Origin of the sequence: Oceanobacillus chungangensis (assembly GCF_003369565.1) — a bacterium.
In the GTDB taxonomy this organism is placed as follows: Bacteria; Bacillota; Bacilli; order Bacillales; family Amphibacillaceae; genus Oceanobacillus; species Oceanobacillus chungangensis.
Genome location: NZ_PIOD01000006.1, coordinates 91,299 through 111,163 on the forward strand (window position 1 = coordinate 91,299; position 19,865 = coordinate 111,163).

Here is a 19,865-nt window from a genome sequence, read left to right on the forward strand (position 1 = left end):
CACCTGCAGATAAAAAAATTCTCGTGCTGAAATCTCGTTGCTCCTGCTGATAAAATAAATCTCGTGCTGAAATTTTGTCGCTCCTGCTGAAAAAATAATCTTCGTGCTAATATCCCGTCTCTCCCGCTAATAAAACTTTTCTCCTGCCAATATACCCACGTATTTGCCGATATACAATCCTTTCGCAGAGAACCTTACACACACCTGGCATCGATCACCAAAAATTTAACTTTCCTACCACAAAAAAAGATGGACCAAATAGTCCATCTTTACATTATTACTTAATTGCTCCTGCAACATCATAATCAGATAAATCAATTTCAAGCTCATTACCAAGTGCAAGATTTGCTAGCTGCTTACCAATAAAGGGTCCCATCGTAAGTCCTGATGATCCGAGTCCATTGGCGAGATATAGGCCATCATAATTAGGCAGTGCGCCGATAACTGGCAGAAACCCTGGTGTAAATGGTCGAAAACCAACCCTTGTCTCAAGTATGGCAGCATCACTTAATCCGGGTGCGATTTCCATTGCATGGCTAACGATTTCATGAGTACCGCCGACAGTTACACGGTGATCAAATCCGGTATCATTTTCATGTGTTGTACCAATGACAATTCTGTCATTAAATGCCAGCATGTACTGACTTGATGGTGGCATTACAACAGGCCATTTTGAAGTATCTGTATTAGGAAGCTTGACATGCATAATCTGCGCCTTCTGGGGAATAACGTCAAATGTAATATCTAACGGCTCAAATAATTCGTTCATCCAAGCGCCAGTTGCTGCGATAACAGTATCTGCTTCTATAATTGAATCATTAACAGAAACGCCGATAATCTTTGCCCCATCCTTTACTAAACTGGCATCACCAGTAATTGTAGTTGCACCATGCTTTGAGGCAGCACGAAGTAATGAATCTCTTAATTTCCTGCCATCGACACGTGCGGCGCCACTAATATGAACAGAATGATATGCATCTGAAAGAATAGGGAACAGGCTTCTTGTTTGTTCTATATCTAACATAGTTACATCCCCAATTTCAGGTGCATCCTCCCGGCGTTTTAATGCACGGTCTCGCATTGCAGTTAATTTCTTTTCATCCGTATGTAAACTAATCGCACCAACTCGTGAGTAACCCGTATCGATTTCACCATCTTTTGCCAGCTGATCGATTAAAGTTGGATAGAGACTTGCCCCGTTTTTGGCTAAATGGTACCACGCTTTATTACGTCTTTGTGAAATCCATGGACAAACAATTCCAGCAGCAGCGTCTGTTGCCTGTCCCTCTTGCATTCTATCAATGATAACGACCTCGGTACCTTGTATTGCTAAATAATACGCAGTACTTGCACCTAATATCCCGCTGCCAATGATAATTATTTTCTTATGCATTTTACTGTGCTTCCACTACTTGTCTCATTGCTTTTATTTTTCCAGCATGCTCTGCTTCATGGAACCCGAGCATAATCAGCAAATCTTCATATGTTTCAATATGGCCGAATGGTGCTTTGAAAGGTACATTCGTTTTCCAAAATAGATCATCAAACTGATTGACTCTCTCTTGCTGGTCTAATAGATAGTTTGTTAGCTCCTCCAGAGTTGGTGGTGTTGTTGTCCAATCTGCAGGCTTTGTACCCGAACTAAATAATGCAGCATATTCTTTCGGGATATGCTCTGATTTTTTTGGATACATAAATAGTAACTTTTCAGTAACAACTAGTACATGGCCTAGGTGCCAGCGAATTGTATTATTAAAATATTTTGCCTGAATATCGGCTGTATCTTCATTTAACTCCTGAATAAACGTAATTAATGACGTTCTTGTTAAATTAAATTGTTTTCTTGACAATTATGATTCCTCCTTGGTAGTTAAGAAAGTATAAGCTTTCTTACTACATAAGTGCAACTAGGGTAGTTACCTAAAAACTTGGTAACTACCAAGTTTTCTAATATATAATCTAAAGTATAAATTATTTTGTTAAACATTGAAAGTAATTGCATTATTATAGAGGAAAATGAAATATTCATGCAGAATTATTAAATAAGATAAGGGGGAAAAATAAAGGTGAAAGAGAAAAATATTATTGGTAGCATATTGTATTATTTAGGAATTACAATAATCATTATTGGTACTATTACTGCAATCATTAATTCATATCAGCTGAGCTATGAAATGGGTGGCTATGGTGGAGAGGAATATAAATTTTTCTGGAGCCAGTTTTTATATTTATTTTCATCGGCATTTTTTAATGGATTGATATTGATTGGAATATCTGAAGTAATTCGTTTATTAGACTCAATCAATCGCAAGGAGCCGCCAACGATTATAACGGCAGGCGAGCAAATGAAAAATAATGAAGGTATTCAGGTTTTCAGCAATGATAAACCAGAGGTGTGGAAAATAAGTGCAGCAGAAGAAGAAAAGATTTATGAGTTATATGCAGATAAGGCTATTTTGGAAATCACGCCATATATCACAAAAGGCTATTGCATTGTAAAATTGCAGGATTATGATGGGCCACTAAAACCGTTCGTGAAAGTACTTGATCTAAATGGCATTCACCCAGAAGAAGTACAAAACTTAGATAGAAGAAAACAAATAATCGAATGGTACAATAAATAGTGCAGCTACACTAGGAAAAGTAATGTAAAATATTACTCTTTTTAGTCGAAAGTATGATAATCTTATATAGTGAAATGCTATACATAGAAGGAGATATGGACATGTCAAAAACTTTAATTTTCGGGCATAAGAGCCCTGATACAGATACAATCTGTTCAGCACTTGCATACGCTGATTTGAAAAATAAACTTGGTGAAACTGCAGAGCCTGCAAGACTGGGTGTTGTGAATAAAGAGACACAATTTGCACTAGATTATTTCGGTGTTGAAGCACCACAATTGATTGAAAAAGTCGAAGCAGATGTGGATGCAGTAATTTTAGTTGATCACAATGAATTCCAGCAAAGCGTTGATAATATCAAAGACGTTCGAATCGCAGAAGTAATTGATCATCACCGCATTGCTAATTTTGAAACGAAGGATCCAATCTATTTCCGTGCTGAACCTGTTGGTTGTACGGCAACAATCTTAAATAAAATGTTTAAGGAAAAAGGTGTGGAAGTTACGAAAGAAGTTGCTGGACTTTTAGTTTCTGCAATCATTTCTGATTCACTACTATTGAAATCACCAACATGCACAAAAGAAGATGTTGATGCAGCACATGAGTTAGCAGCAATTGCTGGTATTGAGCTGGAAACATATGGCTTAGAGATGCTGCAAGCTGGTGCAGATTTAAGTGATAAAACAGCTGCAGATATTATTTCTTTAGATTCCAAAGTATTTGCTATGGGTGACGCGAAAGTTGAAATTGCGCAAGTAAATGCAGTAGATATTGCGAAGGTTTATGAAAACCAAGCAGAATTAGAAGCAGAAATTACAAAAGTGATTGATGAAAAAGGGCTTGATTTATTCTTGCTAGCAGTAACTGATATCATTAACAATGATTCGGAAGCATTAGCATTAGGGAACGGTCGAGACAAGGTTGAGCATGCATTTAATGTAACGCTTGATAATAATCGTGCATTACTTAAAGGTGTTGTGTCACGTAAGAAACAAATTGTGACAGTATTGACGACTGAATTTACTAAATAAGTGAAGTAAAGGTTGAGGAGGGAATGATTCTTTCCTTGGCCTTTTTTGTATAGAGATATCAAGTGAATGATGTGATATAAACAGGGGGAAGCAATGAGAAATGACATCACGGCACTAAATATACATCACCTGGGAAACGGATGTACCTCTAATAATTAATGCAAAATAAAAAAGACTTCTCAAATGAGAAGTCTTTTTCTATTAAAGAGCTTACGCTTTAACAACGTTAGCTGCTTGTGGTCCACGGTTACCTTCTTCGATATCGAAAGTTACTTCTTGACCTTCGTCTAAAGATTTGAAACCTTCACCTTGGATAGCTGAGAAATGTACGAATACGTCATCTCCACCTTCAACTTCGATGAAACCGAAACCTTTATCTGCGTTAAACCATTTTACTGTACCCTTGCTCATTAAAAAAACCTCCATGTGCTGTTTGCACGTTTATTACTATTTTTGTTCTAGATAATAATCAAGAATAATCACTTAAAAGTCAAAACTTATATCTTGTATCGCTCACGAACAACAATAATTATTCTTAGTATAGCACCAAAGTACAAAAAAGTATACCCTTTTTATTAAAAAAAATTTTTGTTTCTTGAAAAAGCATCAGTGTCATAAGATAATACTAATTTTAACAAAAACTGTGGTGATTAGCATTTAAATTCGGGTGGCAACTTTGCATAAATATGGTGTAGTGATGAAAACTAAAATCGAAATGAAGGGAGGAATATATTATTATGGCAGGAAAACCTAAAGGACCAAAACAACAGGAACGTGTAAATCTACCTCAAAGTCCTGAACAACCGTATGGTGAACCATTAAGTGGTTCGAAAAAAGTGAAAAACGCAAATCATTCGAGACAAAATACGAACAAAAGCCATGGCTTGTAATAGTTGTGGATAGGAGCATAGTCGATACCGATATTGCTCCTTATTTTTATTTGAGTAAATCCCCTCATATCTTACTTGTTTAACGTATAATTAATCGGGAATTATATTTTAAGAAAGAGGGATGTTAAGGCATGTGGCAAGCATTTAAAGAATTTGCGTTTAAAGGAAATGTTATCGATTTAGCTGTCGGGGTAGTAATTGGAGCGGCTTTTGGTGCAATCGTCACATCATTTGTTGAAAATATCATTACGCCGTTAGTTGGAATGTTGCTGGGCGGCATCGATTTTACTGGGCTGAAGTTTTCGATTGGCGATGCAGAGGTATTATATGGTAATTTTATTCAATCATTTGTAGATTTTCTAATCGTTGCATTTGCTATTTTCCTTGCTATTCGTTTTATAAATAAATTTAAACGAAAAGAAGAGGAAGTAGCGGAAGAAATCGATGCACAGGAACAACTCCTTACCGAAATTAGGGATTTATTAAAGGAGCAAAACCAAAAAAATATATGAAATCAAAAAACACTTCCAAAATTTAATTTGGAAGTGTTTTTTGGTGTTGGCGGTGCGTCGAGCTACTGAGTGTAATGTAGTGGTCAACTATTTTATGTTAGAGCAATTTCGCAAAAAGTTGGATCCCCAATCACATTCATTCCTTGCGCTCACATATACATAGAAGGTTACAGCTCCAAACCTTAAATGCAACCGTCATGAATTTTTATCCCTCCCGGCCCGGAGCATACATCTTCTGCGCTATTAGCGTTTGAATAATCATGAAGATTCCACCAACGGCCCAATATAATGGTAATGCAGCCGGCGCGTTAAGCGATATGAAGCCAATCATAATTGGTGATAGTAATCCCATGAACGCCATTTGTTTGCGCATTTGCGGCTCCATGCTCTTTTGTGAAACCTTGAATTGCAGGTAATAAACGACCACAGCTATGATAGTCATCATAATGTCCGTTTGCCCTAAATCGAACCATAAGAAAGAATGGGTTGCAATTTCAGGCGTTCTCCGAATCGCATAGTAAAATGCGATGAGAATTGGAAATTGAATAAGCATTGGTAAACATCCGGTAAGTGATGCAAGAAGATTCATATTATGCTTTTGATAAATTTGCATCATTTCTTGCTGCATTTTCGTTTGTGATGCAGTATCTTTTTTATTTTCATATTTCTGTTTAAGTGCATCCATTTCTGGTTTGATGACACTCATTTTCTCACGCATTTGCATGCTGCTCTTCGTTTGTTTTAATAAGAATGGCATTAGTGCGAGACGGATAATTAATGTAATAATGATGATTGATAAACCATAATTGTCATTGAATACACCAGCGATTCCTTTAATTAACCGTGAAAATGTATAGACAAAGTAATGATCAAACCAGCCAGTTGTGTTCGCATCAATCGGTTCATTTACTGCGCCTTGACACCCTGCTAGAAATACAATTAACAGGAGCAGAAATCCAATTTTATATTTTTTAAAGAACGTGAATACAGATGTTTTTTCCATTTTTGTCCTCCTCGATTTTTATCTATTGAAAAAGTCGAGTTGGAATGTGCATCGTTATCATCGTCAGGGATTTCGATTCGTTTCGTTTTATTCGTCAGCCAATTATGGATCTCGATAGCACCTGAGATTGGTTGCTGAATCGGAAGCGAATCTACCTTTAATGCGTGACTCCTTCGAATAAACGCATGGTTCTTATCAATGCTACAGCGAAAATCTAGTTGAATATAATCAAAATAAACGACGGACAATAGAAAGCTTAAGTATAGATAGATTGGTGAAAAATCACTCAATAGCTCATTTAGCAATTCTAGAAACATCTGTATTCACCTCCTTTAAATCTAAAATTAGTGTTCATTTTGTTCATACGTTTTAATGACTTTAAATGTTTCAAGTTTTATATAAATTATTATAACGCGAAAGATTAGGAGATCCAACTCGGAACGAGAATTAAATAATTTCTGTTTATGGGGAGGAAACATATCGAACCTACCTAGGACTTTGAAATTGTGGCAGCATCCGAAATAAAGAAGCAAAAGAACGCAAGTCATGCATAGTAACCTTTCCTGGACAAAACAGGATGGTTGTTTACGGAAAAATAAGCCATGAATCTCATTATTTTTACTATGTTTCCCCTGTGAAAATGCATGCATTATTCCTGACTGCTTAAGTAAACCGACGACAGTATAAGATAAAAAAACAGCGCTATAATCCCTCCGAGAACGGAATAATGAAGAAAATACTTCATAAATAATTAGGGGGGTTAAGTTAATATGAAAATAATAAGGACTGTTTTTTTATCTGTCATCTTATGCTTGGCAATGGTTCTTCCAGTTTCAGTATCAGCAAACGCGGGTTCAACGTTTTACCTCGTGCCACATCAGGATGATGAGCTTTTGACATTTGGTGTTAGCATCCTAAGGCATTTGGAAGTAGGACACGATGTTCATCTTGTGCTCATGACAGATGGGCAAAGCAGTGCAGCGATTAAAAGTGTCAATAAAAAGCTAAAAAAAAATCTTACAAAAAAAGAGTTTAGTGCAGCAAGGACAAAAGAATTTAAAGCAAGTGCAAAAGCCCTTGGCGTTCCAGAAAAAAACTTGCATTTTTATAACTACGTAGACGGGAAACTGAAAGTTGGTGACGTGAAAAAAATGGTAAAGGAAATCCAGAAAAAATACCTGAAGGCAAGGTTTAAAACGATGTCTTACTATGATGCGCATGCAGACCACGCGAACGCTGGAAAAGCATTGCAGGAGATGTATAATAACGGGGAAGTAAAAGACGTGCGGTTTTATCTTAAATCCTCGCAGTTTAAATCAAAGTATAAAATGATTACGTACGATAAATACAACAAAGCATTCAAACCGAAATTGGTAGCTGGCGTTAAGTCCTATAACACGTGGAATCCAAGCAAGGGATATTACGCGATTGGCTACACGTCCGTTCCAGGTTCCATGAAATATTTACTGTCTACTCCTGAAAGCAAATACCATAAGCCGAATTACAAATTGAAACAGTGACCATTTGGCGTGTTTTTATTTGTTGGGATAAACGCTCCAGTAATATCGCTTTCCGTTTGTAGCATCAACTCTACTTCTTGCTTCAAATTCTCCGCCGTTGATGATGTCTTACAACACCTCCTCTTCTTCCGTAAATCGTGGAGAGCTGCCTCCACGCTAATCGTCGTTGTCGCCGCTTCATAATTTGCTGCATTTTTTCATGGATTTGATAAATGCTTCTTTTGGGTCAATATTGGACTTAGGAATCAGTAATCTTAAGCACTTCAGTGTTCAATTTCAAGAAATTTCCGCTCAGCCTCTAGACTGAGAATTTTTCGTTCTACGGAATGTAGAGGTTAATTCTGTTTCAATATAAGATTGGAAGTAGCTTGGGATAGAAAGGGATGGATAGGGTGGAAACTATTATTGAAGTTCAGAATCTTAAGAAGTCTTATCGAAAGCGGAAGTCAAAGGAATATATTCATGCGGTCACAGATGTATCTTTCAAAGTTAATCAGGGAGAGATTGTCGGTCTCCTTGGACCAAATGGGGCAGGGAAAACAACGACAATTAAAATGATATGTGGTTTGCTTATTCCAGATTCTGGGACGATTACAATTAATGGAATTAACAATCAAGAGAAACGTTTGAAAGCACTACGCCATATTAGTGCAGTACTGGAAGGAAATCGGAATTTATATTGGCGCTTGACTGTTAGGGAGAACCTAGAATATTTTGCTGGAAATCGTGGCGCTTCAAGGAAAGAGGTCGCACAACAGGTCGACGAATTATTAGAAACGTTTCGTTTACAGGAGAAAGCATCAGAACTTGTCAATCGTCTTTCACGAGGAATGCAGCAGAAACTTGCAATCGCAGTAGCGATGTTAGCAGATAGTGACGTAATACTGCTAGACGAACCGACACTTGGACTTGATGTCGAAACAAGTTATGAGGTACGTGATTTACTCCGAAGTATCGCGAATGACTATAACCGAACGATTATTATTAGCTCCCATGATATGGATGTCATTCAGGACATTTGTGAACGGACCGTGATTATTAATGGAGGAAAGATTGTCACAGATGATAAGGTAGATAATTTATTACGATTGTTTGAAGTTCGCGCCTATACGATAACGCTTGGTGGGGTATTAAGTGAAAAACAGCAGAAATTACTGAAGCTTACGTTTCCAGGAGCAGAGTATAAGGAAGATATTAATCAATCTTCAGTTGGTGTGGATCTTGAAAAAAGCGAAGCAATCTATGATTTATTTGATATTTTTAAGTTAGAAGAGACGCCGGTTGAATCAATTGATCGCAAGTCGATTAATTTTGAAGAAATATTCATGAAAATTGTAAAGGGGGAAATGGATGATGCAAGGGTTCAATCTTCTTAAAGCAAACATTCGTATGGAATATATCGAGTATAAGCGGTACTTACCGAATACAATCGCAATGCTGCTTACGTTTTATATTATCTTTATTGGTATGTTTGCTGGGATTCAATTAATTGGTGACCCAACAACACAGGATTCAAATGTTCAATTTGTGATTGTAAACTATATTTTCTGGTATTTAGCAATGATTGTCGTGAATGCGATTGGCTGGCAAATTACAAATGAAGCGACACAGGGAACGCTTGAACAATTAAGTATGTCACCGATGGGGATTTGGCGCATTATGCTCGCAAGGTTGATATCCTCTACGATTGTGAGCTTTTTGATTATTGTTGCATTACTATATTTATCGATGCTGACGACTGGCCAATGGCTAAATATCGACATTATCACGATATTGCCAATATTAATCTTGACCTTAATTAGTATGTTTGGCCTTGGATTTATTATTGCTGGATTGTCGGTCGTTTTGAAACAAATTCAGGCATTCCTGCAAATATTACAGTTTATTCTAGCAGGATTAACCTTTGTTCCGTTGACTGTTGCACCGTTCTTAGCTTATTTTCCCTTTGTAAAAGGGGTGGATTTAGTGCGGGCTGTCATGATTGATGGCGTTACATTGAGCCAAATTAGAATGGAAGATTTCATGATATTAGGATTTAATGCTGTATTTTATTTTTTTATTGGTCTAGGTATCTTCTTGCTTTGTGAACGAGTTGCGATGAAGAAAGGGTTGCTTGCGCACTATTAATAATGTTTCATGAGTTTGTTACTATTAATAAATAAAGTGCGAACTAGTTAGGAAAGTAATTGCTTCCTGGCCAACCACTGCGGAAATACATTGCGCTTTCCGGGGGCGGCTGGTGTGCCTACATGTGCTTTCACACTCATGGACAATTAGTCGAAGTTTATTTTGAAGCAATTGTTGCAGAAAAGGGTAAGAAGTTTATTTGGTTGGAACAATCAGCACATACATTCCATCCTGATAACACGGGGGAAATTGAAATTCTTTTGAATTATGAACTGAAATTTGCAATGGAAACTTAATTGAAAATAGGTAGCTGCACATGCATCCCCATGGTAACTGTCATAGGTTAATAGTGAACCTATAATAGAAAGGGGATAATCAAATGAGGTTTCGCCATGGAAGACATTGTAGATGTCATACTTGTCAAAAGACAATTGTCCATCCTACAAAGTTTAATTGTATTGAAAATTGTTCTGAAAGTGTAGTAAATCAAGTGCATCCTTCCCATACTACGATTATGAATCACCATTTAGTGAAGAATAATCATGTATTTCCGCATTCAACATCTGTGCAAAATACAACTAACAGTGTGGATCAATATGGTGGTTCGTTTGAAGTGCCATCACCTGGTCAAGTAGCAGGAGCGATGATGCCAGGTTATGGTCCGGGAGGTCAAGTAGCAGGTGCGATGATGCCAGGCTATGGTCCAGGAGGTCAAGTAGCAGGAGCGATGATGCCAGGCTATGGTCCAGGAGGTCAAGTGGCAGGAGCGATGATGCCAGGTGCAAATATGCCGTTTGGTCCAGGAGGTCAAGTGGCGGGTGCAATGCAGCCAGGTTTTGGACCGCATAAGGGCTGCAAGTGTGGTTGTGGTGGTAATCCATCTCACCATAAATGGTAAAATAAAAACTAATGATAGAGGAGCTGACATGTGTATTGTCGGCTTTTTCTATTTGATACAAGAATGAAAGGGTATATAATGGTATGGAGTGAATTATTCTTTGAAACGGTGATTACAAATGAAAATATTAACGGTGACAGGATACAAATCAACAGAATTAGGTATCTTTAAAGAAGATGATCCCAAAGTACAAATTATTAAGAAATCGATTGAAAAACGGTTAATCGGTTTTATTGAGGAAGGACTCGAGTGGGTGCTTGTTTCCGGACAAATGGGTGTCGAATTATGGACAGCAGAGGTCGTTCTCGATTTGAAGGAAACATATGATATCAATCTCGGTATCTTTCCACCATTTGAGAATCAGGACAATCGCTGGCCAGAAGCGTTAAAATTTAAATACGAAGAGCTGACAATGATTGCAGATTTTTACCAACCAATTTATAACGGCGATTATAAAGCGCCATATCAATTTAGAGCGAAAAATATGTGGCTTATTGAAAAAAGCGATGGCTGCCTAATCCTAATGGATGATCAATTTCCAGGGAGTACGAAATATTTTTATGACATTGCCAAACAGGCAGAAGCGAATTATCCAATCTTCTTAATAACGCCAATGGATTTAGAAGATATAGTAGAAGAAATGCGAATGGCGGATCCGGATTATTGGAGCTGACTAAATTTGCAGAGCTTGTGTGACCTTGGGCAAGCGGACGAGTGCGGAAATACCGATATATTTGAAAATACGCCGATAAATTCAGTGAACACGCCGATATAATGGTCAAAGGCGCTGATATCCGCCTCATTCACGCCGATATTCGACAAAATAAGCCCTGTTTTTCCTTCTAAGCAGGAGTTGGCATGTATGATAACGAATGTATTGTATGACGAATAATTTAATATAGAAAGGTTGTGCAAATTATTGATTGTAATGCCGCTCAAGGTCCCCAGGAATCTTCTTCAAACAGAAGCACTAAACCGCAGAATGCCCTCTACTCATCCAAAAAAAGAAATAGCTAATATCAGTGCCAAAAATATGCGCGCTGGATATAATGGTGAGCTTGGCCTTGAATATCCTCTCAGCTTTCTACCACATGACGATAATTTAATTTTTTACCACCTGCGAATTCCTGATAATAACGGCTATTTTCAAATGGATGCACTTATTCTCACAAGCAAATTCATACTAATTATTGAAGCAAAGAATATTTATGGCACAATTTCCTTTGATGATATGGGGCAGGCAATTCGTTCCACAGATGAAAAGGTGGACATATTTACAAATCCAATTGAACAAGTTAATTTGCAGCATTTGCGTTTACTGCAGTGGCTAAGAGAAGGTGGCTTTTCAAAAATGCCAATCCCAATTGAAAAAATTGTAGCTTATAGTGGGACGAGTACAATTCTTAGAAATTTAGTTAATGATAAAACAATCTCAGACACTGTCATGCGGACGGAAAGAATTCTCACTAAAATAACTGAAATAGAACGAAAATATCAAACGGTTTGTTTGTCGGAGGAACAGTTAAAGAATCTGTCATCCCAATTGGTCAGTGCACATAGTCCTGAAGACGAAAATGTTTTGGGAAAATATAACGTTTCCTATGAGGAACTGATTAAGGGTGTTTTTTGCCCTGAATGTAATGCAGTACCAATGCAGTGGAGAGCAGGCAAGTGGGTATGCAGCTATTGCAATACAGTTTCCAAAATAGCACACCGGAATGCACTTGAAGATTATGCATTATTGATAAGTGAACGAGTTAGCAATCAGCAGGCAAGGGATTTTCTGCAGATGAAATCAGATAATATGGTTAAAGGACTATTAAAGAATGAAAACTTTGATCAAATTGGGAAAAACAAAGGCCGTAAGTATTTAATTGGCAACAATAATTAGTGGTGATATTGGTTGGATAATGTCAAATACCGATATATTTGAAAATACGCCGATATATTCAGTGAACACGCCGATATAATGGTCAAAGTCGCCGATATCCGCCTCATTCACGCCGATATTCGACAAAATACTGCTGATAGTTGAGATTCCTTCACGCAACCGTCGCATTTACATTAATTATTTCACCTCAATGCGCATATCATTAAAAGAACGGAACTGTGCAATTTAGAAAGGTGGAATCACGATGTATTATCCATATCAATATCCAACAAATACTGAATATAGGCAAGCACAGCACCAATCACAAGCTCGTCGTGTGATGACAGTTACGGGGAATGGACAGATTTCGGTGGAGCCAAACATTGTAACGGTACAGTTAGAAGTAGTCACGGAGAATGAATCCCTCCGTCTGGCACAGCAGGAAAATGCGAGTAAGATGAATCAAGTAATTCAAGCACTTCTCAATATGGGAGTTTCGAGAGAAAATATTCATACTACTACTTTTACAGTATTTCCAAGGTATGATTTTGTTGATGGCAAGCAAGTATTCAGGGGATATGAGGTTACGAATGGAATTACTGTGGAGATAAGTGCGCTTGATCAAGCCGGTGCTATTATTGATGAGGCAGTGAAAAACGGGGTGAATCGTGTTTCAAATATCCAGTTTTCTGTTCGTGATAAGGACATATATTATCAGCAGGCGCTAAGTGCTGCACTTGAAAATGCGAATGGAAAAGCTGAAGCCATTGCAAGAACAATGCAGCTTAATCTAAATCAACCCCCAATTAAAATTATCGAGCAAACTACAGGAGCACCCCCAACTACATATAAGGTGATGGCAGCTTCAGCGGAAAGCTTTGCAACACCAATCGAGCCGGGGCAAATAATGGTGCATGCAGCGGTTGAAGTACAATACCAGTATTAATAGTTGTCACCAAGCCCTTCGGTGAAATCCTAAGTTGCACTTATGTAAAAAGAAAGTTTTTATACCTTCTTCACTACCTAATAGAAAGCAAGTGATGGCACTCCGTCACTTGCTTTTTATGGCTGTTTAAGATAAAAAGCTTATTCTCAGCACCATTACAAATAATTTTATAAAATTATAGAAACCTTTTTCGAAATAATCCGTATAAAATAATAGGGGAATGTAGAAAAAGTAGTTACGCTGAAAGTAATAAATGTTATAATGTTAGAAATATTTTATCAAGTAACTATCTGAGGTGATAGAATTGGATTATTTGATACGGAACATGAAGAAGAAGGATATTCCACAGGTTCAGCATGTAGCTAGAACTAGCTGGAATGCGACTTACGAAGGTATTATTCCCCGTGATATTCAGGAGAACTTTTTAAATGCTGCGTATAGCGACAAAAATATGAAAAGCAGATTAAAACATTCGATTGTCTTCGTTGCCGAGGTCGATGGGAGAATTGTTGGTTTTGCCAACTATTCACCGATTACTTCAGAAGGGACAACAGAACTAGGAGCTATTTATTTGCATCCAGAATTTCAAGGGCGAGGAATTGGAACAGGTTTTTTACAGCATGGAATTAATCATTTTAGTAATGTGGAAGAAATTCACTTAAATGTAGAGAAAAACAACGAAATTGGCATGAATTTCTATAATGCAAAAGGATTTGAAGTTGTTTCGGAGTTCGAGGATAACTTCGGTGGACATATTTTACATACGGTAAGAATGGTGTTAAAAGTTAATAAAATCATGAGTAAAAGCTAGAGAAGTCTTCAAAGTTAGGGATGTGTAAATGGGGAAATTAGAGGAAGTATCAGAAAAGAAGGATATGAGAGAAAAAGTAATAGCAATAACGACAATAACAGTCCTGCTCGGGATTGCACTCGGATTCGTAGTTGGGATTTATTTCTTTGGTTTTGCAGGGTTATTTAATCTTTTTGGTGTTCAGTATGATTCCCTGCTAACAATTCTAACCTTTATATTATTTGTGTTAATTATCGGCATCTTTACGGATATTTTTGCGAAAATTCCACTAATCATATTTTCCAACTTTTCACCAGGAAAATATGCTTTAATTGTCGGTACAATCATGATCGAGGCTTTTTTTGCTTGGATTGCGATATTTACTGCAGATGAACTCCTGACAGGTCTGAACATTCCTTTAACAGTGGAGTTAGTTGCAGCGTTAGTTGTATCTGTTTCAGAATATTTGTTGGAACAAGATGATAGAAAGAAGAAAGAATCCAATGGAAATCAGGATGATTATAAACATGAATAATATTAAATTCAGTCGATTATTCCATGTGTAACGGGCAGTCACAACCACCATAATATCTTTTCGCTTGCATAATAGTTGTTATCACTATTCAAAGCGCTGCTCGTGACCAAGTAAGTTATCAGTTGCAATTAATTCATGGTCATCGGGCTGCAGTCTTTTATTTATTGAAAAAGCTTATTATCATTTCTATCCAACGAAAAATCTCCTTCAATATAGTCGAAATAAAAAGGACAGGAAAGGCAATATTCTACCTTTATCTGTCCTTTTACCTGTTATGTGGGGGAATAATCCGACCTCACACGCTAGTTTCTAATCTATTATTATACGCTAACATTCAAACCTTCAAAAACATTTACAGCTGCCTGTGCTACTTGAACATCATGTTCTACAGAACTTCCACTCACACCTACAGCTCCAATAACTTTATTATCTCTAACAAGTGGGAAGCCACCACCGAAGACAACAAGGCGTCCATTATTTGTCGTGTTTAAACCATAAAGCTCCGCTTTAGGTACGGTAGCCTCAGCCAAGTTTGATGTTGGCATTTTTAGCGCAACAGAAGTCCATGCCTTGTTTTGAGCGATTTCAATACTTGCAAGCCATGCATCATCCATACGATGAACGGCAATGAGGTTTCCACCTTCATCTACAACTGAAATAACCATCTGAACGCCAATCTTTTGTGCTTCCTTTTCTGCACCTTCAATTAATTGTTTTGCAATTTCTAAATTGATTTTACTCATCATAAATTCCTCCTAACATATTAGTCAATTTTATGTTTCTGAAACGCATTCATTTCTCGGAGAATAACTACACTACTTTTTGAATTAAGTGCGGTTAACATTTTCTATGATGTTTTAGCTTACTAATATCATAAACTGGATTTTCTATCTAGTAAAATGACCTGTAAAGATAATAGCTATCAGAAAAACTAATACTGGCATTAGATTTCATTTACTGCAACCTTGTAATATGGTGTCAACAACGGTGGATAAGCAATAGTTGTAAAGTTATCGATCGTCTCAATAAACTTATTGAGTGTATTGGTCAAATAGGCATCTTTCCGTATAATAAATACTGTAGATATTTTACTATATTTATCTGGAAGCGGGTGACATTGAATGGCTCCTTCCATTTCTAAATGCCTCACGGTAGATTTTGGGACAAGGCTAATTCCAAGACCTGATATAACACTGCCGAGGATCGTTTCCAATGTACCGAATTCCATTATCTTCCCATTAATAATACCTTCCTCACTTAGCCATCTCTCTAAGCGTGCGCGATAACTGCAACCCGTGTTGAAAACAAGAAGTGGTTTATTTTTCAGTTCATCAATAGATCTTCTTTCATCGTTGGATATTAAAACTAAATTTTCCTGGAAAACTTCAATTTGTTCAATGTCAGGATGTGGACTAAAACCTGTAACAAATGCACCATCTAGCTTTCTTTTTAAGATTTGATCAATAAGTTCTTCTGTCACACCGGTTATTAAGGATAAATCAACATTTGGATAATTTCTATGGTAGCTAGATAAAATGATTGGCAGTTTAATAACCGTTTCAACTGTTCCAATTTCTAATGTACCAGATGGGCTATCGGAATCTTGGAAGGCTTTTTTCATATCGTCAATCATGGAGAGTATCTTTTCTGAATAGGCTAGAAGTTTCTTACCTTCAGAATTTAAGGTTGTCCCACGACTGTGCCGGTGAAATAATTGCGTTTGCAATTCTGTTTCCAGCAATTTAATTCTGGCAGTGACATGTGATTGAACAAAGTTTAATTCATTTGCTGCTTTGCTAATACTACTAAGATGGGCAACGCTTTGAAAAATACGCAAATCTTTAATCTCCATTAGAACCCCCCTAAAAAGCCGTAATATTTTCTTAAAGCACTCAGCAATGATGATAGAATTGATTATTGGCTACCTTTTCTCATTATGAATAACTATATTTTATAATAGTCTAAAAATATAAACAAGTGGGAAAAGTCCTGTTATAAGGTTTATACCACTTTTTACTGGCCGTAAGATCGAGGGGCAGTATAATTCAAGTATTCGCTTAAGTGTGGGGGAATGCCTAAATGTTCGATACTGCTTAACTAACCTCTTCAAGGAATGAGAAGGACAGATAGTAAATCATAGCATCTGAATTAGGAATAACAATCATCATTTCTAATTATTGTACATCATTACTGTCAAGCTTTATAATTGTGTAAACGCTTACAATATTATTCATTAAATTTATATTTAAAGAGGTGCCTAAATTAATAATACATGGTAAGCAATCGGAAAGTGGGCTAGCGATGGAAGAGGGGGGAATCAATGGAAAGTCTAGGAGAGGATGCCAGAGTAGTAGATACAGCAGGGTTAAGAAAGTCAGTATTCGGTGCAGCAATTGGTAATTTGATAGAATGGTTTGACTATGCTACATATGGCTATTTGGCGACAGTCATTGCAGCAGTGTTTTTTGCTCCAGGTAATGAGACTGCAGCGTTACTAGCAACATTTGCAGTATTTGCAGCTTCATTTATAGTACGGCCGCTTGGAGGTGTGATCTGGGGATATTATGGTGACAGGATTGGCAGAAAACGTATTTTGGTTTTAACTGTTATTATTATGTCTTTATCAACGTTTATGATAGGAATCATACCTGGTTACGCATCGATAGGGATAGCGGCGCCTATTTTGCTCCTGGTCTGTCGCCTCGTTCAAGGTTTTTCGGCATCTGGAGAATATGCAGGTGCAGCTGCTTTTATTGCAGAGCATGCTCCAGATTCAAAAAGGGGTCTATTGGTTAGTATGGTACCAGCAAGTACTGCCGCAGGGCTTGTATTAGGGGCAATAATTGCCTCACTACTAGAATTTAATCTTTCAACAGAGGCATTACAGAGCTGGGGCTGGCGGATTCCGTTTCTTTTGTCTGCACCCCTAGGTATATTCGCATTGTTTATTCGACTAAAACTAGAAGATGCAGAACTATTCAAGGAAATGGAGAAGAAAGAGCAATCTTCTAATAAGAAGAAAAACACCTCTATGTTAAAAGGGATAAAGCAAAACTTTCGGCAAGTTGTAGCAGCTTTAGGTGTAGTATCTCTTAACGCTGTAGGGTTTTACATTATATTAACATACATGCCTACCTATCTTTCACAGGAATTAGGATTCAATGCTGCATCATCTATTTTGACGACGATTTTATCACTTGGTTCTTATGTTCTTTTGCTGCCATTGATTGGTTTTATTGCCGACAGGGTTGGGAGAAAGCCGGTATTAATTACTGCTTGTGTGCTATTTCTTTTGCTGACGTACCCTACTTTTGTAATGCTTTCGTGGGGTGGCGTGTATGCCATATTGGCGCAAATCCTTCTAGGCGCAATTTTGGCAGGCAATGACGGTGTACTTGCTACCTTTTTATCTGAAATGTTTCCTACAAATGTTCGATATAGCTGTTTTGCACTATCATTTAACTCGAGTAATGCACTGTTTGGTGGCACTGCACCATTTGTCGCAACATTCCTTATTGCTACAACAAATAATACATTTGCTCCAGCCTTTTATCTCATGGGTGCTGCAGTTGTTGCTTTCATCGCATTGTTCTGGACGAAAGAAACTGCGAACCAACCATTAAGATAAGTATGTTTGAAAAAATTATTTAAAGGGGGTGGATTCGGCGGGAATCACTTAGCATCCATAGAAAATCAAAAGCGATGTAGCAATTGTTTTTAAAATATTAAAGCGGGGATGTGTCCATGTTATGAAAGGGAAAGTGACGAAGGAATATGTCGATGTTGATTATACCTTGACCCATGTACCTATGCATGCAAGAAAGACTTGGTATTCTATATTTGCAATATTGCTAGGATTTACTTTCATTGTCACAACGATGGCAGCCGGGGCAAGTCTTGGAACATCTATGATTCTAAGTGATTTAATTAAAGTACTATTACTCGGTAATTTAATCCTATCCCTATACGTAGGGATTCTATGTTGGATTTCAGCTAAAACAGGATTGAATACGATATTATTGGCACGGTACACTTTAGGAAAACTAGGATCAAAGTGGACGGATATTATACTAGGAGGAACGCAAATTTTCTGGTATGCATTCCAGGCCGCTTATATGGGGAAAGTGTTTACAGCAGCGCTTGGTTTAGAAGCATATTTCATCCCAATTACAATATTCTGGTCGCTTTTCATGGGTGCTTTTGCTATATGGGGTACGAAGGGGATGGAAATAGTAGCATATGCTTCGATACCACCATTTCTATATTTAGCCTATAAAATTCCAGCAGTAAGTATCGAACAAGCTGGAGGAATACGAGAACTTTTTGCAATTGAACCGACAACAACGATTACCTTTGCCGCAGCAATAACGATAGTGATTGGTGCATTTATTTCTGGAGGTACACAAGCACCGAATTGGGCACGCTTTGCAAAAACACCTAGAACAGCATTTACTGTGTCATTTATGGCCTTTTTAATCGGAAATGTTGTTATGGCAATATCTGGTATGCTAGGTGGATTAGTGATGCAAGAAGAGGATATGGTAAATATCTTGATTAAAATGGGAATCATTGTAATGGCCATGCTTATCTTAATATTTAATATATGGACAACAAATACAACATCAGCGTATTCTTTTGGTGTTGCGGGAGCCGAATTCTTTAATAAACCGAATAAAGTCCCGTTTGTAATTGGGGGACTTATTATCGCTACAATACTGGCAACAACAGGTATATATGAGGTGTTTATCTCCTTCCTAACAATATTAGGAGTGTTTGTACCTTCACTTGGAGGGCTAATTATAGGGGATTATCTATTTAACTGGAGAAAATCATTACCTAGAATTGAAGACGTTAAATTCAGGATGGTTCGATACTCCAATTTATCCGCTTATATTTTGGCAACATTGGGTGCCTATCTGAGTTCTGTGTTTGAGATAGGACTTCCACCGCTTAATGGTATTCTCTTAGGAATTGGGTTAGTATATGTTATGAAGGTTATTTTTGGAAAATTAGGAATAGATGACAATCATGAGATAAAGAATGAAGCGGATTTTATTAACAGTAAAGATGATATAGACATTGATGTTGATGTAGCTAAGATGTAGGAACTGTTTTTTTA

Annotated in this window: 24 protein-coding genes; 16 read left to right on the forward strand and 8 right to left on the reverse strand. The window is 37.3% G+C overall.

Annotation, left to right across the window (positions count from 1 at the left end):
* Positions 1-277: 277 nt before the first annotated feature.
* A complete protein-coding gene (locus CWR45_RS06535; protein WP_115749071.1) occupies positions 278-1,393 on the reverse strand; it encodes an NAD(P)/FAD-dependent oxidoreductase in 1,116 nt (371 codons plus the stop codon).
* Between the two features lies 1 nt (position 1,394).
* Positions 1,395-1,850, reverse strand: a complete 456-nt coding sequence (locus CWR45_RS06540; RefSeq protein ID WP_115749072.1) for a DinB family protein — start codon at positions 1,848-1,850, stop codon at positions 1,395-1,397.
* Between the two features lie 216 nt (positions 1,851-2,066).
* On the opposite strand from CWR45_RS06540, the gene CWR45_RS06545 reads away from it, so the two are divergent.
* Entirely contained in the window at positions 2,067-2,624 is a 558-nt protein-coding gene (locus CWR45_RS06545; RefSeq protein ID WP_115749073.1) for a hypothetical protein, read from the forward strand.
* Between the two features lie 101 nt (positions 2,625-2,725).
* Positions 2,726-3,655, forward strand: a complete 930-nt coding sequence (locus CWR45_RS06550) for a manganese-dependent inorganic pyrophosphatase (protein ID WP_115749074.1) — start codon at positions 2,726-2,728, stop codon at positions 3,653-3,655.
* Between the two features lie 210 nt (positions 3,656-3,865).
* Here CWR45_RS06550 and CWR45_RS06555 read toward each other — a convergent pair whose 3' ends face one another.
* Positions 3,866-4,066, reverse strand: coding sequence for a cold-shock protein (locus CWR45_RS06555; RefSeq protein ID WP_114915836.1), 201 nt, complete (start codon positions 4,064-4,066; stop codon positions 3,866-3,868).
* 326 nt (positions 4,067-4,392) lie between these two features.
* On the opposite strand from CWR45_RS06555, the gene CWR45_RS06560 reads away from it, so the two are divergent.
* On the forward strand, positions 4,393-4,545 hold the full coding sequence (locus CWR45_RS06560) for a small acid-soluble spore protein P (protein ID WP_115749075.1): 153 nt from the start codon (positions 4,393-4,395) through the stop codon (positions 4,543-4,545).
* A 131-nt stretch (positions 4,546-4,676) separates the two neighbouring features.
* The gene (mscL, locus tag CWR45_RS06565; protein ID WP_115749076.1) at positions 4,677-5,057 is read left to right on the forward strand and encodes a large conductance mechanosensitive channel protein MscL; all 381 of its coding nucleotides are present in this window, start codon (positions 4,677-4,679) and stop codon (positions 5,055-5,057) included.
* A gap of 205 nt (positions 5,058-5,262) precedes the next feature.
* On the opposite strand, the gene yidC is transcribed toward mscL, so the two are convergent.
* Positions 5,263-6,060, reverse strand: a complete 798-nt coding sequence (gene yidC, locus CWR45_RS06570) for a membrane protein insertase YidC (protein WP_115749077.1) — start codon at positions 6,058-6,060, stop codon at positions 5,263-5,265.
* A complete protein-coding gene (locus CWR45_RS06575) occupies positions 5,997-6,377 on the reverse strand; it encodes a hypothetical protein (RefSeq protein ID WP_115749078.1) in 381 nt (126 codons plus the stop codon). Before CWR45_RS06575 ends, yidC begins: the two co-directional genes overlap by 64 nt.
* A 453-nt stretch (positions 6,378-6,830) precedes the next feature.
* Here CWR45_RS06575 and CWR45_RS06580 point away from each other — a divergent pair, with 453 nt between their 5' ends.
* From CWR45_RS06580 to CWR45_RS06605, 7 genes are all read left to right on the forward strand, one after another.
* Positions 6,831-7,580 carry a PIG-L family deacetylase gene (locus tag CWR45_RS06580; protein WP_115749079.1) on the forward strand — a complete coding sequence of 250 codons (750 nt, stop codon included), beginning with the start codon at positions 6,831-6,833 and terminating at the stop codon, positions 7,578-7,580.
* Positions 7,581-7,972: 392 nt separating this feature from the next.
* Complete coding sequence (locus tag CWR45_RS06585; RefSeq protein WP_115749080.1) at positions 7,973-8,956, forward strand: ABC transporter ATP-binding protein; 984 nt, start codon at positions 7,973-7,975, stop codon at positions 8,954-8,956.
* Positions 8,931-9,707, forward strand: a complete 777-nt coding sequence (locus tag CWR45_RS06590) for an ABC transporter permease (RefSeq protein ID WP_342770084.1) — start codon at positions 8,931-8,933, stop codon at positions 9,705-9,707. Before CWR45_RS06585 ends, CWR45_RS06590 begins: the two co-directional genes overlap by 26 nt.
* Before the next feature lie 122 nt (positions 9,708-9,829).
* Positions 9,830-10,003: a hypothetical protein gene (locus CWR45_RS19760; protein WP_170138809.1), complete on the forward strand. Its 174-nt coding sequence runs from the start codon at positions 9,830-9,832 to the stop codon at positions 10,001-10,003.
* An 83-nt stretch (positions 10,004-10,086) separates the two neighbouring features.
* A complete protein-coding gene (locus tag CWR45_RS06595; protein WP_115749081.1) occupies positions 10,087-10,605 on the forward strand; it encodes a spore coat protein in 519 nt (172 codons plus the stop codon).
* A 118-nt stretch (positions 10,606-10,723) separates the two neighbouring features.
* Entirely contained in the window at positions 10,724-11,278 is a 555-nt protein-coding gene (locus tag CWR45_RS06600) for an SLOG family protein (protein ID WP_115749082.1), read from the forward strand.
* Between the two features lie 255 nt (positions 11,279-11,533).
* Complete coding sequence (locus tag CWR45_RS06605) at positions 11,534-12,496, forward strand: NERD domain-containing protein (protein WP_245975380.1); 963 nt, start codon at positions 11,534-11,536, stop codon at positions 12,494-12,496.
* Here CWR45_RS06605 and CWR45_RS19620 read toward each other — a convergent pair.
* Positions 12,476-12,664: a hypothetical protein gene (locus tag CWR45_RS19620; protein ID WP_147294828.1), complete on the reverse strand. Its 189-nt coding sequence runs from the start codon at positions 12,662-12,664 to the stop codon at positions 12,476-12,478. The two genes, CWR45_RS06605 and CWR45_RS19620, sit on opposite strands and share 21 nt — an antisense overlap.
* Before the next feature lie 76 nt (positions 12,665-12,740).
* Here CWR45_RS19620 and CWR45_RS06610 point away from each other — a divergent pair, with 76 nt between their 5' ends.
* From CWR45_RS06610 to CWR45_RS06620, 3 genes are all read left to right on the forward strand, one after another.
* On the forward strand, positions 12,741-13,421 hold the full coding sequence (locus tag CWR45_RS06610) for an SIMPL domain-containing protein (protein ID WP_115749084.1): 681 nt from the start codon (positions 12,741-12,743) through the stop codon (positions 13,419-13,421).
* A 304-nt stretch (positions 13,422-13,725) separates the two neighbouring features.
* Positions 13,726-14,232: a GNAT family N-acetyltransferase gene (locus tag CWR45_RS06615; RefSeq protein WP_211315940.1), complete on the forward strand. Its 507-nt coding sequence runs from the start codon at positions 13,726-13,728 to the stop codon at positions 14,230-14,232.
* A gap of 28 nt (positions 14,233-14,260) precedes the next feature.
* Positions 14,261-14,746 (forward strand): YrvL family regulatory protein, encoded by a 486-nt coding sequence (locus tag CWR45_RS06620; RefSeq protein ID WP_115749086.1) that lies wholly within the window; start codon positions 14,261-14,263, stop codon positions 14,744-14,746.
* 320 nt (positions 14,747-15,066) lie between these two features.
* Here the strand turns inward: CWR45_RS06620 and CWR45_RS06625 are convergent, their stop codons facing one another.
* Both CWR45_RS06625 and CWR45_RS06630 read right to left on the reverse strand, forming a co-directional pair.
* Positions 15,067-15,489 carry a GlcG/HbpS family heme-binding protein gene (locus tag CWR45_RS06625; RefSeq protein ID WP_115749087.1) on the reverse strand — a complete coding sequence of 141 codons (423 nt, stop codon included), beginning with the start codon at positions 15,487-15,489 and terminating at the stop codon, positions 15,067-15,069.
* Positions 15,490-15,689: 200 nt separating this feature from the next.
* The gene (locus CWR45_RS06630; RefSeq protein ID WP_115749088.1) at positions 15,690-16,598 is read right to left on the reverse strand and encodes a LysR family transcriptional regulator; all 909 of its coding nucleotides are present in this window, start codon (positions 16,596-16,598) and stop codon (positions 15,690-15,692) included.
* A 468-nt stretch (positions 16,599-17,066) separates the two neighbouring features.
* On the opposite strand from CWR45_RS06630, the gene CWR45_RS06635 reads away from it, so the two are divergent.
* Together CWR45_RS06635 and codB are read left to right on the forward strand one after the other, a co-directional pair.
* Complete coding sequence (locus CWR45_RS06635; protein ID WP_115749089.1) at positions 17,067-18,374, forward strand: MFS transporter; 1,308 nt, start codon at positions 17,067-17,069, stop codon at positions 18,372-18,374.
* Positions 18,375-18,495: 121 nt separating this feature from the next.
* The gene (gene codB / locus CWR45_RS06640) at positions 18,496-19,851 is read left to right on the forward strand and encodes a cytosine permease (protein WP_115749090.1); all 1,356 of its coding nucleotides are present in this window, start codon (positions 18,496-18,498) and stop codon (positions 19,849-19,851) included.
* Positions 19,852-19,865: the final 14 nt, after the last annotated feature.